Source organism: Azospirillum sp., from assembly GCF_035628975.1.
Taxonomy (GTDB): domain Bacteria; phylum Pseudomonadota; class Alphaproteobacteria; order Azospirillales; family Azospirillaceae; genus Azospirillum.
Map to the genome: position 1 here is coordinate 1 of NZ_DASPIS010000115.1, position 14,185 is coordinate 14,185.

A 14,185-nucleotide genomic window follows, 5' to 3' on the forward strand; every position below is an offset into this window, starting at 1 on the left:
GCTTCAAGGAAGGCCGGCCGCCTCGAGCTTTTTCCCGGCGTCCAAGCGCCACGGGGGGATGGAGGTCGGTCGGCCCGGGCGGAGCGTCGGCCAACGCGCCGCCCGGGGAACATTCTATCGGATCGCCGACATACAAGGGGGAACAGTTCCTCGCTTGGCTGGACGGCGCGCTGGCCCTGAAATCGTCGTTGCCGCCCGATCCGCTGACCATCCGGGCGGAACTGGGCCAGGAGTCGTTGGCCTTCCACCGGGTGGACGGCGAGATGCGGGCGTTGTGGGGCCGGTTGAAATCCGATCCGGCGGTGGCGCTGAAACGCGACCTGTGGGCGGAATTGCTGAAGCAGGTCTATGGCCGCGAGGTCGAGGGCGACGACCTGTGGTTCCAGCACAGCTTCCTGGTGGTGGTCGCCAAATGCATCGCGCTGGCGGTGATGGCACTGCCGGAAGACGATCCCACCCGCCTACTGTCGGGCGAGGCCTTCAAGTCCGCCGGCATCCATGGCGCGGTGGAAAGCGACTTCTTCGACTGGGTGGTGGCCGATGCCGACGGCGAGGCGCTGGTCCGCCGCATCATGGCCCATGTCCGCCGCTTCCGCCTGTCGGAGGTGGAAAGCGACGTCCTCAAGATCCTGTACGAATCACTGATCGACCGCGACGAACGCCACGGGCTGGGCGAATATTACACGCCCGACTGGCTGGCCGCCAAAGTGGTCCGCCATGCGGTAGACCGGCCGCTGGAACAGCGGGTGATGGACCCGGCCTGCGGATCGGGCACCTTCCTGTTCCACGCCATCCGCCATTTCCTGGCCGAGGCGGAAGAGGCCGGACTGGAGCAGGACCGCCGGGCGCTGGAGGCCTGCAGCTACGTCGCCGGCACCGACATCCATCCGGTGGCGGTCATCATCGCCCGCGTCACCTATCTGCTGGCGCTGTCTCCGGTCCTGTCGGCGCGCACCGGAGAGCTGTCGATCCCGGTCTATCTCGGCGACGCCATGCAGTTGTCGATCTCCGAATTCATGGCGGGCAAGGAGCTGACCATCCGCGTGCCGCCGCCGCCGGCCGGCGAGGGACAGAGCGGCGCGCCGCGCGCCGACGGGCGCGAACAGCTGGATTTCCCCGACACCTTCTGCCGCGATCCCGCCCTGTTCGACAAGGCGATCGAACGGATGCGCACCGGGTCGGAACAGGGGATGACGCGGGCGCAGATCGAAAAGGCGCTGTACCGCATCACCGAACAGCATTACCGCGCCGACGTGACCCGCGAACAGGAACTGGCGATCCAGGATCTGGGCAAGACCTATGTCACCTTCGACCGGCTGCGGCGCGAGGGGCGCGACACGGTCTGGGCCTATGTCGCCCGCAACCTGTCGCGGCCGCTGGCCTATTCGGCAGGCGGCGGCTGGGCCCAGGTGGTGGTCGGCAACCCGCCCTGGGTGGCGTTCCGCCACATGAACGCCGATCTGCAGAAGCGGTTCAAGGAGCTGGCGAAGGGCGAGCGGGTGTTCGTCGGCGGCAAGTTCGCCACCCAGAACGACCTCTGCGCCCTGTTCGCCGTGCGCGCCGCGCATCTGTATCTGCGCTCCGGCGGGCGGCTGGCGCTGGTTATGCCGATGGCGGTGCTGACGCGCGGCCAGTTCGAGCTGCTGCGCAAGGGATCCTTCCATTCCGCCCGCATCGCCTGGGACGAGGCCTGGACGATGGACGACAGCGTGCAGCCGCTGTTCCCGGTGCCATCCTGCGTCGTCTTCGGCCGCCGCCGCGCGGTGGGCAAGCCGCTGCCGGAAACGGTACGCGCCTATTCCGGCAGCCTGCCCCTGCGCGACGCGCCGGAGGACATCGCCGACAAGCGTCTGACCGTTCAGGAGAACGCCCCGGCGCTGGATGTCGGCAGCTTCGAGGGCGGCTCCCCCTACCGCAAGGCCTTCCGCCAGGGCGCGACTCTGGTGCCGCGCATGCTGTGCTTCGTCGAGCGCAAGAGCATGGGCCGGTTGGGCGCCGATCCCAGCGCGCCCTATGTGGTCAGCCGCCGCAGCACCCAGGAAAAGCAGCCGTGGAAGGATCTGCCCGGTATTGAGAACCGGGTCGAAAAGGAATTTCTTCGTCCAGTCCTGCTGGGCGAGAGCATCGTCCCGTTCCGGGTTTTCCGGCCGTTGGAAGGTGTCGTGCCGGTAAGCGATGCGGGGGAGCCGCTGGATTCGGAAGGGGCGGCTAATCGAGGGTTCGATAACCTCTACGGGTGGATGCGCAAGGCTGAAGCGGTGTGGTCAAAGAACAGCGAAAGCAATGATATGACCATAATTGGAAGGTGGGATTATCATCGCGAACTCTCTTCTCAGTTTCCGCTTGGAAAAAACAGAGTTGTCTATGCAAAGGCGGGAACTCAGCCCGCAGCATGCATAATAAGGGAAAATAGAGCCGTTATAGATCATATGCTTTATTGGAAAAGCGTTGAGAGTGAATCGGAAGGCCGGTACCTGATAGCCATCCTCAACAGCGAGACAACTCGCGAACGAGCCGAACGCTACCAATCCCGTGGTCAATGGGGTGCGCGCCACTTCGACAAGGTCGCCTTCAACCTGCCGATTCCGCGTTTCGATCCGGATGCCTCCCTGCATCTCGATCTGGCCGACGCGGCGAAGCGGGCGGAGGATCTGGCGGCGCTGGTGGAACTGCCCGACGGCATCCCCTTCCAGCGCGCCCGCTCGCTGGTGCGCCGCGCCCTGACCGAGGCCGGCATTGCCACCGAAATCGACGGGCTGGTGGAACGGTTGCTCGACAGCGCGGCTTAAACCCCCCGTTAACCATGAATCCCCTACCGTTCCGACCGACACCGATCATGTGGGTCGGACGGCAGGGGACACGCATCCGGTATGGCAAAGGCGTGGGTGCAGGCGGGGCGCTGGGCGCGGCGGGCGGTGATCGGGGTCGCATTGACGACCACCGTGGCTGCCGCCGGCTATGCGGGCTGGCGCGAGATGGAAACGTCGCGGCTCCAGGCGCGGCTGCTGTCCGGCGTCGCCCAGTCGATGACCGTGTCCTTGCGCGAAGGCCCCAACGCGGCGGCGCGCTATCCCGCCCATGGCCCCTATAACGAACGCCTCGGCTACACCGCCCTGCCCGGCTATCTCGACACGCTGACCCGCGACATCTATGCGGTCGAACAGCAGGCGGTGCTGTCCCCGGCGCTCGACCGCTTCATGGCCGGCGGCGGCTTTCCGATCTACCGGGAAAAGACCCAGGCCGGCCTGACCCTGCTCGACCGCAACGGCGTGCCGATGTACGCCGCGCGCTTCCCCGAGCGGGTGTTCGAGGGCTTCGAGGATGTGCCGGCGCTGGTCGCCGATACCCTGCTGTTCATCGAGAACCGCGAACTTCTGAACGAGGACGAGCCGCGCCGCAACCCGGCGGTGGAATGGGACCGCTTCGGCGCCGCGGTGGCGATGCTGCCGCTGCAGATGATCCGGCCGGGCCAGCGCTCTCCCGGCGGCTCGACGCTCGCCACCCAGATCGAGAAGTACCGCCATTCGCCGGACGGACAGACCACAGGCAGCGTGGAGAAGCTGCGCCAGATGGCGTCAGCCAGCGTCCGCGCCTATCGCGACGGCGAGGACACCACCCAGGCGCGCCGGCGCGTCCTGGTCGACTACCTGAACTCCACCCCGCTGACCGCGCGGCAGGGCTTCGGCGAGGTGAACGGGCTGGGCGACGGGCTGTGGGCCTGGTTCGGCACCGACCTGTCGATCGCCAAGCGCGTGCTGGCCGAACCCGCGGCGGAGCCGCGCGCCCTGCGGCTGAAGGCGCTGGCCTACAAGCAGGTGCTGGGGCTGCTGCTGGCCCAGCGGCGGCCGTCCTATTACCTGATCCAGGACCGCGTGGCGCTCGACCGGCTGGCCGATGCCCATCTGCGGGCGCTGGCCCAGGCCGGCGTCATCGACCCGGCTCTGCGCGACGCCGCGCTCGCCATCCGGCTGGCCTTCCGCGAGGAGGCGCCGATGCCCCCCGCCACCTCCTTCATCGAGCAGAAGGCGACCAACGCCGTCCGCGCCCGGCTGCTCGGCATGCTGGGGGTGCAGAGCCTCTACCAGCTCGACCGGCTCGACCTGACCGCGCAATCGACCCTGGATGCGGAAACCCAGGCCCGCGTGGTCGAGGTGCTGGGCAAGCTGAACGATCCAGACTATGCCCGCACGCTGGGGCTGACCGGCGAACGGCTGCTGGACGCCCGCAACAACGACCTGTCCAAGCTGGTCTATTCGATTACGCTGTACGAGCGGGGGGCCGAGGCCAACTACCTGCGCGTCCAGGCCGACAACCTCGACCAGCCGCTGGACATCAACGAAGGCGCCAAGCTGGACCTCGGTTCCACCGCCAAGCTGCGCACGCTGACCACCTACCTGCAGATCGTGGCGGAGCTGCACAGCCGCTACGCCCATCTGCCGAAGGATTTCCTGGCCGATGTCGAGTCCGAGGCGTCGGACAACCTGACGCGCTGGGCGGCCTCCTGGCTGACGACCGCGCCGGACCGGCGCCTGCCGGCCATGCTGGATGCGGCGATGGAGCGGCGCTATTCCGCCAGCCCGGGCGAGGTGTTCTTCACCGGCGGCGGCCAGCACAGCTTCGTGAACTTCAACAAGGACGACAACGGCCGCATCCTGACCATACAGGAAGCACTGCGCAGCAGCGTCAACCTGCCCTTCATCCGGCTGATGCGCGACATCGTCCAGTTCTACATGGACGAAGGCGCCGACGACGGCGCCGAGATCCTGCGCACGCCCGACCACCCCGCCCGTCAGGCCTATCTGGCCCGGTTCGCCGACCGCGAGGGGTCGGACTTCCTCAACCGCTTCTACAACGACTACCGCAGGCGCACGCCCGACGAGGCGCTGGCCCGGCTGGCGACCCGCTCGCGACCGGTGCCCTACCGGCTGGCGGTGGTCTTCCGCACCGTGCGGCCCAAGGCCGGGCTTGCCGAGTTTTCCACCTTCCTGCGCGCCCGGCTGCCGGACAAGACGCTGTCCGACGGCGAACTGTCGGCGCTCTACGCCAAATACGGGCCGGACCGCTTCCCGCTGAACGACCTCGGCTATCTCGCCCGCGTCCATCCGCTGGAACTGTGGCTGGTCGCCCACCTCCAGAACAATCCCAACGCGACGCGGGCCGAAATTCTGGCCGCCAGCGCCGACCAGCGCCAGGAAAGCTACCGCTGGCTGTTCAAGAAGGGCATGGCCGCCCAGAACACCCGCATCCGCATCGGGCTGGAGGAGGAGGCGTTCAAGCGCATCACCGCCCAGTGGCGCAGCGTCGGCTATCCCTTCGACACGCTGGTGCCGTCGCTGGCGACCTCCATCGGCAGTTCGGCCGACCGTCCGGCGGCGCTGGCGGAACTGATGGGGCTGATCCTGAACGACGGGGTGCGCCAGCCCACCGTGCGCATCCGCTCGCTGCATTTCGCCGCCGGCACGCCTTACGAGACGAAGCTGGGCCTGGGTCCGCTGAAGGGCGAGCGCGTGCTGCATCCGGAGGTCTGCGCCACCCTGCGCCGCGCGCTGATGGACGTGGCGCAGAACGGCACCGCCAAGCGGGTCTGGGGCTCCTTCAAGGACCAGTCAGGCGCGGCGGTCCCGATGGGCGGCAAGACCGGCACCGGCGACCACCGGCTGGAGCGCTGGGGTCCGGGCGGCGTGCTGCTGGAATCGAAGGCGGTGGCCCGCACGGCAACCTTCGTCTTCTACATCGGCGACCGTTTCTTCGGCACCATGACCGCCTTCGTCCAGGGGCCGGAGGCCGACGACTACCGCTTCACCAGCGCCCTGCCCGCCCAGCTGCTGAAAAGCCTCGCTCCCGCGCTGCAGCCCCTGATCGACCAGGGCACCACCCGCACCGCCGACACCCGCCCGGCGCCGGCCGGTCTATGATAAAAAACCTCCGCGAACATTATTAGAGAAAATCGAATTCAACCCTTATCGGATCATCTTAAATATAGTAAACGCTGCCAATGCTCCGACTAGCCCCGCCTTTGCCATTCCTTTCCATGTATCATTGTTGCTGTCATTCATTTTTTCCAAGCACTTCCCTAACTCAGTATTGCACCTTGATATCTCAACGATTGCAGATGAGAGGGTTTTTTTCGATTCTTCCGAATCCATCATCTCGAGGAATCGGTAGATTATTTTTGAATTTGCTTCAATACTTGACCTTATAGCGTCAATTCCTGCAATCTGTGACTTTGAAGCACTTGCAGAAATCTCTCTAATGGTTTGAACAGAATCCTTAGTGAGGTCAACGAAGTGCGGGAAATTGTCTGCAAGAAATTTGACATGAGACTCACGAAGCTTTCCCCTTCCAGCAAGGTCAAATACCCTTCGTCCCTCCTCAATAGTCATATTTCTTGCATCTTTTACCCCAGCGATTTCCTTCAAGTCGCGCACAATATCTGGATTGTTCACTGTTAGCTCCATTTTTTAAAACAAAATTAACTGGATAGCGTCACTAGCTCCGAGACCGTCGTACGAGAGCGTGGCTCTCAATAATCTACCTTCAAAGCGTATGCTTACGCATGTTTCCCTTATTAGCATAAATTAAGGTACATCGTTTATCAATATGTTACTTTGTTGATGCACTGGCATTTTCAAATTTGCGGAAAAATCTCTTGATGCCGCCAACCGACCCGTCGAGGCTGGTACGTAGGGTTGGGCTTTGGTGACCGCGACAACCGCCCTCCCCTCCTGTTGAGGCTGTCGATACAGCGCAGGCCGGAGGGGAGAGAGATGCAGGATCTGCAAGGCGCCACCGTCGTGGTGGCCGGAGCATCAAGCGGGATCGGGCGGGCCACCGCGCTGGCCTTTGCCCGCGAAGGCGCCCGGCTGGCGCTGGGCGCCCGGCGGGAGGAATTGCTGGAGGAGGTGGCGGAGGAGTGCCGCGGCCTGGGCGCCAGCGCCGTCGTCATCCCCACCGACGTCACCGATGCGGACGCGGTGAAGCGCCTCGCCGAGCGGACGGTGCAGGAATTCGGCTCCATCGACATCTGGATCGCCAATGCCGGCGTCGGCGCGGTCGGCCGCTTCGAGGACACTCCCATCGAGGCGCATCGCCGGGTGATCGAGACCAACCTGCTGGGACCGCTCCACGGCGCCCATGCGGTGCTGCCCCTCTTCCGCCGCCAGGGCCACGGCACCTTCATCGCCACCGTCTCGGTCGGCGCCTTCGCGCCGGCGCCCTATGCCGCCGCCTATGCCGCCAGCAAGTACGGGCTGGACGGGATGCTGGAAAGCCTGCGGGCGGAGCTGGTCGACAGCCCGGACCTGCATGTCTGCGGCGTCTATCCCGCCTTCACCGACACGCCCGGCATGATGCACGGCGCCAACTACACCGGGCACGAGCTGTCGCCGGAAGGCCCGATCTACGACGATCCCGAGGACGTTGCGGCGACGATGGTGGCGGTCGCCCGCCGTCCGCGCGCCAAGGCCATGGTCGGGGCGCTGACGCCGCTGGCCCGGCTCGGCCATGCCGTGGCGCCGCGTCTGGTGGAGGCGGTGGCCGGCTATGGCGCCCACCGCCATTTCGACCGCCAGCCCCCGGCGCCGCACGACGACGGCAACCTGTTCCAGCCGGTGGAACGGGGCCGGGACATCACCGGTGGTTTCTACACCCCGCCGCCCGCCTGGGTTTCGCCGGTGTTGATGGCCGGCGCTGCGGTGGCTGCCTTTGCCGCCTACCGCGGCTTGCGGCGGCATTGACCGCTCTTGCAGCTTCCGCTCGCACCGATCGGGACTGTCCGTAACCTATAATTTCACCGCGCCGGAAGCTGCTTTCCGCTACAATCAATCCGCGAACATTTCTGCCTGATCTCGATCGGTGGCGGACGGCGAACGACCGCGAATTGATGCCGGAGCGGCGCTGGAGAAGGACTGCCCCCGCCATCCTTCGGACCCTTCACGACACCGAAGCCCCAGGACGGGCACGGGGGAGGATACGCCATGCCTGTCATCGACATCGAGCTTGCCAGTTCGAATGCGGAGGGCGTCGGGGGAAACTCCAACTCCTCCGCCCCGGTGATCTCCGCCGACGGAACCAAGGTGGTTTTCCAGAGCGGTGCCAGCGATCTGGTCCCGGGCGACACCACCGGCCAGTACGACCTCTTCCTGAAGGATCTGACGACCGGCGCCATCACGCTGGTCAACACCGCCGCCGATGGCACGGTCGCGCAAGGCAGCTTCTTCAGATACGCCCTGTCGGCCGATGGAACGACGGTGGCCTTCGCCAGCGATGCGGATTCGCTCGTTCCCAACGACACGAACGGCACCTTCGACGTTTTCGTGAAGGATATGGTCACCGGACAGGTAACGCTGGTCAGCCAGACGGCCGGCGGTGTTTCCGCCAACGGAGTCAGCTCGTTTCCGGCCCTGTCCGCCGACGGGACCATCGTGGCTTTTGAAAGCAGGGCCAACGATCTCGTGCCCGGAGACACCAACGGCCACGGCGACATCTTCGTGAAGGATCTATCCACAGGGGCCCTTACCCTGGCCAGCCAGACCGCAGACGGCACCCGGACCAACGACTATAGCGTCTCACCCTTGCTGTCGGCCGACGGATCGAAGCTTGTCTTCACCAGTTCGGCCACCAACCTCGTGCCCGGCGACGTGAACGGGGAGATGGACACCTTCTTCAAGGATCTGACCACGGGCCAAGTCACGCTGGTGAGCCAGGCGGCGGACGGAACCCAGCCGAACCGGCTGTCCGGCGGAATGGGTTTCTCGGCCGACGGCAGCAAGGTCGTGTTCGTCACCGCCGCCGACAATCTAGTTCCGAACGAACTCAACGACACCGACGACGTGTTCGTGAAGGATCTGGCGACCGGCACCTTGACTCTGGTCAGCCAGACCGCCGCGGGCGTCCAGTCCAACGGCTGGTCGGGCGACGCGGACCTGTCCGGCGACGGAACGAAGGTGGTCTTCGTCAGCAGCGCCACCAACCTCGTGCCTGACGACACCAACAGTCTGACCGACGTGTTCATGAAGGACCTGACCAGCGGAGAGATCACGCTGGTCAGCCTGTCGCCGGACGGCCGGACGGGCAGCGGGGTGAACTGGGGCGATGCGGCAAGCGTTTCCTTCGACGGCAGCCGGGTCGCCTTCGGCAGCGCCGCCCCCGACCTGTCGCCGGACGACGCCAACGGCCCCCTGCTGGACGTCTTCGTCGCCACGCTGGGGACGGAGCCCGGCCGGAAAATCCGGGGCACGCGGCGGGCCGATACGCTGACCGGCGGCGACGGCGACGACACGCTCTGCGGCTGGTCGGGCAACGACCTTCTGGCCGGCGGGGCCGGCGACGACCTGCTGTCAGGCGGACGGGGAAAGGACACGCTGACCGGCGGCGAGGGGGCGGACCTGTTCGTGACCGGCCGGGGCGCTGGCCGCGATCTCGTCACCGACTTCGACTTCGCCGAAGGCGACCGCATCGGCCTTGCCGGCGGTCACCATTGGCGGGTCCGCTCCAACGGATCGGGCGACGCCGTGGTCGATTTCAGGGGCTCCGGCAGCCTGACGCTGGCCGGCATCGCGGCGGACGACATCACGTCCGCCTGGTTTGCGGTGACCTGACCGGAGGCGCGTTTTCCAGGATTGCTTAAGCCGTCCCGCCGCCCGTGGTAGGGTGGACGGATCAACTCCCCGTCCATGGATGGTCCCGCATGCGCCGCTGCACGCCCTGCGAAGTGAACACCTGAACAGGGTCGCGGAACCTGTTTCATGCTGTTTCAAACGTTCCATTCGTCGCCGGTTCATGCGAAATCCCGCCACGGCCCTTGACGTGCCGGTCCGATTGCCGTAAGCACGCCGCGCACGCGTCGGCACCCCTGGAGGCCGGCGCCCTTTTCGTTTTGGAGCATCGTCATGACCAAGATCATTCCGCTCGGCGCTGAGACGCGCGAACGGGCCGGCAAGGGGACCGCCCGCCAGACCCGCCGTGACGGCCGCATTCCGGCCGTCATCTACGGTGGCAAGCAGGCTCCCCTGACCATTTCGCTCGAGAAGTTCGAGTTCACCCGCGTCCTGCATCAGCCGGGCTTCTTCACGCACCTGTTCGAGGTGACCGTCGACGGCGCCGCCCATCGCGTCCTGCCGCGCGACGTGCAGTTCCACCCGGTGACCGATTTCCCGCTGCATGTCGACTTCCTGCGCGTTTCGGCCGACACCCGCACCAACGTGCAGGTTCCGGTCGAGTTCGTCGACCAGGACAAGTCGGCCGGCCTGAAGCGCGGCGGTGTGCTGAACATCGTCCGTCACGAGCTGGAGCTGAGCTGCCCGGCCGACAACATCCCCGAGAGCATCACGATCTCGTGCGAAGGCTTCGACGTCGGCGACTCGATCCACATCTCCTCGGTCAAGCTGCCGGAGGGTGTGACCTCGACGATCACCGACCGCGATTTCACCATCGCGACCATCGTTGCTCCGTCGGGCCTGAAGTCGGAAGAGGGCGCCGCTTCCTAACCGGAGCGTCCGTTCTTCGACGATGGGTACAGTGGGGGGCTTCGGCCCCCCGCTTCGTTTGTGGAGAGTGCTTTCCAAAGGGTGAGGGACATGCTGCTTCTGGTCGGACTGGGCAACCCCGGCAACGAGTATGCCCGCAACCGCCACAACATCGGTTTCATGGCGGTGGAGACCATCGCCCGGCGCCACCGCTTCACCCCGTGGAAGAAGCGCTTCCAGGGCCAGGCCGCCGAGGGCACCGTTGCCGGCGACAAGGTGCTGGCGCTGGAGCCCGCCACCTTCATGAACCTGTCCGGCCAGTCGGTGGTGGCGGCCCTGCAGTTCTACAAGCTGAAGCCCGAGAACGTCGTCGTCATCCATGACGAGTTGGACCTGCCCCCCGGCAAGATCCGGGTGAAGAAGGGCGGCGGCCATGGCGGGCACAACGGCCTGCGCTCCATCGACGCGCATATCGGCAAGGAATACTGGCGCATCCGGCTGGGCATCGGCCATCCCGGCAACAAGGATCTGGTCAGCGGCTATGTCCTGCACGACTTCGCCAAGGCCGACCAGACCTGGATCGACCCGCTACTCGACGCCGTCTCCGACAACCTCCCCTTGATGGTGGAAGGCCAGCCGGAGCTGTTCATGAACAAGGTGACGGTGGCGACGCAGGCGCGATAAGCCGCAGCCTGCCCGTCCCCTCCTCCACTTCGCGTTTGCGCTTTGCCCCCCTTCGTAGGATAAAGCGCAACAATTCCAGCATTTCCGACGGCGAGCACCCACCCATGGGCTTCAATTGCGGCATCGTCGGCCTGCCGAACGTCGGCAAGTCGACCCTTTTCAACGCGCTGACCGCCACCCAGGCGGCGGAGGCGGCGAATTTCCCCTTCTGCACCAAGGAGCCGAACGTCGGCCGCGTCAGCGTGCCCGACCCGCGGCAGGACAAGCTGGCGGAAATCGCCAAGTCGCAGAAGGTCGTCCCGACCCAGCTGGAATTCGTGGACATCGCCGGCCTGATCCGCGGCGCGTCGAAGGGTGAAGGGCTGGGCAACCAGTTCCTCGCCAACATCCGCGAGGTCGACGCCATCGTCCATGTGCTGCGCTGCTTCGAGGACGACGACATCACCCATGTCGAGGGCAGCGTCGACCCGCTGCGCGACGCCGAGGTGGTCGAGACCGAGCTGATGCTCGCCGACATGGAAAGCCTGGAACGCCAGCTGACCAGCCTGCAGAAAAAGGCCAAGGGCGGCGACAAGGACAGCAAGATCAAGGCCGACCTGATGGAGCGCGCCCTGAAGGTCCTTCAGGACGGCAAGCCCGCCCGCGTGGTCGAGGTGTCGGACGAGGAGCGGCCGGTGTTCAAGCAGTTCATGCTGCTGACCGACAAACCGGTCCTCTATGTCTGCAACGTGGAGGAGGCGTCCGCCGCCACCGGCAACGCATTCTCCGCCAAGGTCGCCGAGAAGGCCAAGGCCGAGAATGCCGAGGTCGTCGTGATCTCCGCCGCCATCGAGTCCGAGGTCGCCCAGCTCACCGACCCGGCCGAGAAGGCGGAGTTCCTGGCGTCGATGGGGCTGGAGGAAACCGGCTTGAACAAGCTGATCCGCGCCGGCTTCAAGCTGCTGGACCTGATCACCTTCTTCACCGTCGGCCCCAAGGAGACGCGCGCCTGGACCGTGCGCCGCAACGCCAAGGCGCCGGAAGCGGCGGGCGTCATTCACACCGACTTCGAACGCGGCTTCATCCGCGCCGAAACCATCGACTACACCAGCTACGTCACGCTGGGTGGCGAGCAGGGGGCGAAGGACGCCGGCAAGATGCGCCAGGAAGGCAAGGAATACGTCGTCCAGGACGGCGACATCTTCCACTTCCGCTTCAATGTCTGATCAGACGAGGTTTGAGGGGACGGGGGCGTAACAGCCCCCATTCCACTTCCGCTGTCATCCAACTGTCATATTGTCGTAACAATCGGCACACCCCACCCTTCAGTTAGGGGTGCGGCCTGACCGCCCCCGATCCGACACAGGGGGTGCGATGCAGGCGACGCGGGTGCTGCTGGAGCTGGCCGGGAACGTCGTGCTGCTCCTGTGGGGGCTGCACATGGTGCAGAGCGGGCTGACCCGCGCGCTGGGCGGCGACCTGCGCCGCATCCTGGGAGCCGGGCTGCGCAACCGCTGGACCGCCTTCCTGTCAGGCATGGGCATCACCATGCTGCTGCAGAGCAGCACCGCCACCGGCCTGATGGCGACCGGCTTCACCGCCAACGGGCTGGTGTCGCTGATGCCGGCACTGGCGGTGATGCTGGGGGCCAATGTCGGCTCCACCTTGATCGTTCAGGTCCTCGCCTTTGACGTTTCCCATGTGGCGCCGGTGCTGCTGCTGGGAGGCTTCCTCGCCTTCCGCCGCGGCAGCCGGACGCGCAGCCGCGACCTGGGCCGGGTCGCCATCGGGCTGGGATTGATGCTGCTGTCGCTGCACCTGCTGCTGGCGACCATCGCCCCGGCGGAGAACGCGCCGCTGCTGCGCCGGATGCTGGGCATGCTCACCGCCGATCCGGTGGTGGCGGTGATGCTGGCCGCTATCCTGTCCTGGGCCGCCCATTCCAGCGTCGCCGCGATCCTGCTGATCGCCTCGCTGGCCGGCGGCGCGGTGATCGGGCCGGAGGCCGCCGTCGCCATGGTGGCGGGCGCCAACCTGGGCAGCGCCGTCAACCCGGTCATCGAAGGACCGGGCGGCGACGGCCACAATCCGGCGGCCCGACGGCTGCCGGTGGGCAATCTGGTCAACCGCCTTGTCGGCTGCCTGATCGTCGTGCCGCTGCTGGGGCCGATCACCGCCGGGCTGCAGATGGTGTCGCCGGATGCGACGCGGCTGGCCGCCAATTTCCACCTCGCCTTCAATCTGGCGATGGCCGCGCTGTTCATCGGTCCCCTGCCCTGGTTCGCGCGGGCGCTGACCCGGCTGTTCCCGGAACGGGTGGCGGTCGCCGATCCGGCGATGCCGCTCTATCTCGACCGCAGCGCGCTCCGCGTCCCCCACCTCGCCATCGCAAACGCGGCGCGCGAGGCGTTGCGCATGGCCGACACGGTGGACAGCATGCTGCGCGGCGCGCTGGACGTGCTCCAGACCGACGATCGCAAGCGGGTGCAGGAGATCCGGCGGATGGACGACGTGCTGGACCGGCTGCACGACGCGATCAAGCGCTACCTCACGCAGATCAACGTCGAGGATCTCGACGAGCAGGATGCATGCCGGGTATCGGACGTGCTGACCTTCACCATCAACCTCGAACATGTCGGCGACATCGTCGACCGCAATCTGATGGAGGCCGCTTCGAAGAAGATCAGGCGCAAGCTGCGCTTTTCCACCGAAGGGGCGGCCGAGATCGCCGGCATGCTGGAACGGCTGAGCGAGACCCAGCGGCTGGCCGCCGCCGTCTTCGTGTCCGCCGACATCCGCTCCGCCCGCGCGCTGATGCGCGAGAAGGAGGTGATCCGCGACCTGGAGACCAGTGCAACGGAGGCGCATTTCGCCCGCCTGCGCGCCGGACGGACCGAAAGCGTGGAAACCAGCGCCCTGCATCTGGACATCCTGCGCGACCTGCGCCGCATCAATGCCCATCTGGTGGCCGCCGCCTACCCGGTGCTCGATAAATCGGGGGAGTTGCTGCCCAGCCGACTCAAGCATGAGGCAACCCGTGGGTGATTTCCCGACCC

9 protein-coding genes are annotated in these 14,185 nt (G+C 66.2%); 8 read left to right on the forward strand and 1 reads right to left on the reverse strand.

Going from position 1 to position 14,185, the window contains the following annotated elements:
- Nucleotides 1-188: 188 nt before the first annotated feature.
- Both VD964_RS24580 and VD964_RS24585 read left to right on the forward strand, forming a co-directional pair.
- Nucleotides 189-2,789, forward strand: coding sequence for an N-6 DNA methylase (locus VD964_RS24580; protein ID WP_324871118.1), 2,601 nt, complete (start codon nucleotides 189-191; stop codon nucleotides 2,787-2,789).
- 81 nt (nucleotides 2,790-2,870) lie between these two features.
- Complete coding sequence (locus VD964_RS24585; protein WP_324871119.1) at nucleotides 2,871-5,915, forward strand: transglycosylase domain-containing protein; 3,045 nt, start codon at nucleotides 2,871-2,873, stop codon at nucleotides 5,913-5,915.
- Nucleotides 5,916-5,960: 45 nt separating this feature from the next.
- On the opposite strand, the gene VD964_RS24590 is transcribed toward VD964_RS24585, so the two are convergent.
- A complete protein-coding gene (locus VD964_RS24590; RefSeq protein ID WP_324871120.1) occupies nucleotides 5,961-6,446 on the reverse strand; it encodes a hypothetical protein in 486 nt (161 codons plus the stop codon).
- A 321-nt stretch (nucleotides 6,447-6,767) separates the two neighbouring features.
- Between VD964_RS24590 and VD964_RS24595 the strand changes: the two genes are divergently transcribed.
- The 6 genes from VD964_RS24595 to VD964_RS24620 all read left to right on the forward strand — a co-directional run bounded on the left by VD964_RS24595 (nucleotide 6,768) and on the right by VD964_RS24620 (nucleotide 14,174).
- Nucleotides 6,768-7,736 carry an SDR family oxidoreductase gene (locus VD964_RS24595; RefSeq protein ID WP_324871121.1) on the forward strand — a complete coding sequence of 323 codons (969 nt, stop codon included), beginning with the start codon at nucleotides 6,768-6,770 and terminating at the stop codon, nucleotides 7,734-7,736.
- Nucleotides 7,737-7,976: 240 nt separating this feature from the next.
- Entirely contained in the window at nucleotides 7,977-9,599 is a 1,623-nt protein-coding gene (locus VD964_RS24600) for a hypothetical protein (protein ID WP_324871122.1), read from the forward strand.
- Nucleotides 9,600-9,890: 291 nt separating this feature from the next.
- Nucleotides 9,891-10,487, forward strand: a complete 597-nt coding sequence (locus VD964_RS24605; protein ID WP_324871124.1) for a 50S ribosomal protein L25/general stress protein Ctc — start codon at nucleotides 9,891-9,893, stop codon at nucleotides 10,485-10,487.
- Between the two features lie 90 nt (nucleotides 10,488-10,577).
- The gene (gene pth / locus VD964_RS24610; RefSeq protein WP_324871125.1) at nucleotides 10,578-11,150 is read left to right on the forward strand and encodes an aminoacyl-tRNA hydrolase; all 573 of its coding nucleotides are present in this window, start codon (nucleotides 10,578-10,580) and stop codon (nucleotides 11,148-11,150) included.
- 104 nt (nucleotides 11,151-11,254) lie between these two features.
- Complete coding sequence (gene ychF / locus VD964_RS24615; RefSeq protein ID WP_324871126.1) at nucleotides 11,255-12,355, forward strand: redox-regulated ATPase YchF; 1,101 nt, start codon at nucleotides 11,255-11,257, stop codon at nucleotides 12,353-12,355.
- Between the two features lie 148 nt (nucleotides 12,356-12,503).
- Entirely contained in the window at nucleotides 12,504-14,174 is a 1,671-nt protein-coding gene (locus VD964_RS24620; RefSeq protein ID WP_324871127.1) for a Na/Pi cotransporter family protein, read from the forward strand.
- Nucleotides 14,175-14,185: the final 11 nt, after the last annotated feature.

Coding starts and splice junctions, on each gene's coding strand:
- VD964_RS24585 (WP_324871119.1), top strand. CDS start 2,871: ATGGCAAAGGCGTGGGTGCAGGCGGGGCGCTGGGCGCGGCGGGCGGTG.
- VD964_RS24595 (WP_324871121.1), top strand. CDS start 6,768: ATGCAGGATCTGCAAGGCGCCACCGTCGTGGTGGCCGGAGCATCAAGC.
- VD964_RS24600 (WP_324871122.1), top strand. CDS start 7,977: ATGCCTGTCATCGACATCGAGCTTGCCAGTTCGAATGCGGAGGGCGTC.
- VD964_RS24605 (WP_324871124.1), top strand. CDS start 9,891: ATGACCAAGATCATTCCGCTCGGCGCTGAGACGCGCGAACGGGCCGGC.
- pth (WP_324871125.1), top strand. CDS start 10,578: ATGCTGCTTCTGGTCGGACTGGGCAACCCCGGCAACGAGTATGCCCGC.
- ychF (WP_324871126.1), top strand. CDS start 11,255: ATGGGCTTCAATTGCGGCATCGTCGGCCTGCCGAACGTCGGCAAGTCG.
- VD964_RS24620 (WP_324871127.1), top strand. CDS start 12,504: ATGCAGGCGACGCGGGTGCTGCTGGAGCTGGCCGGGAACGTCGTGCTG.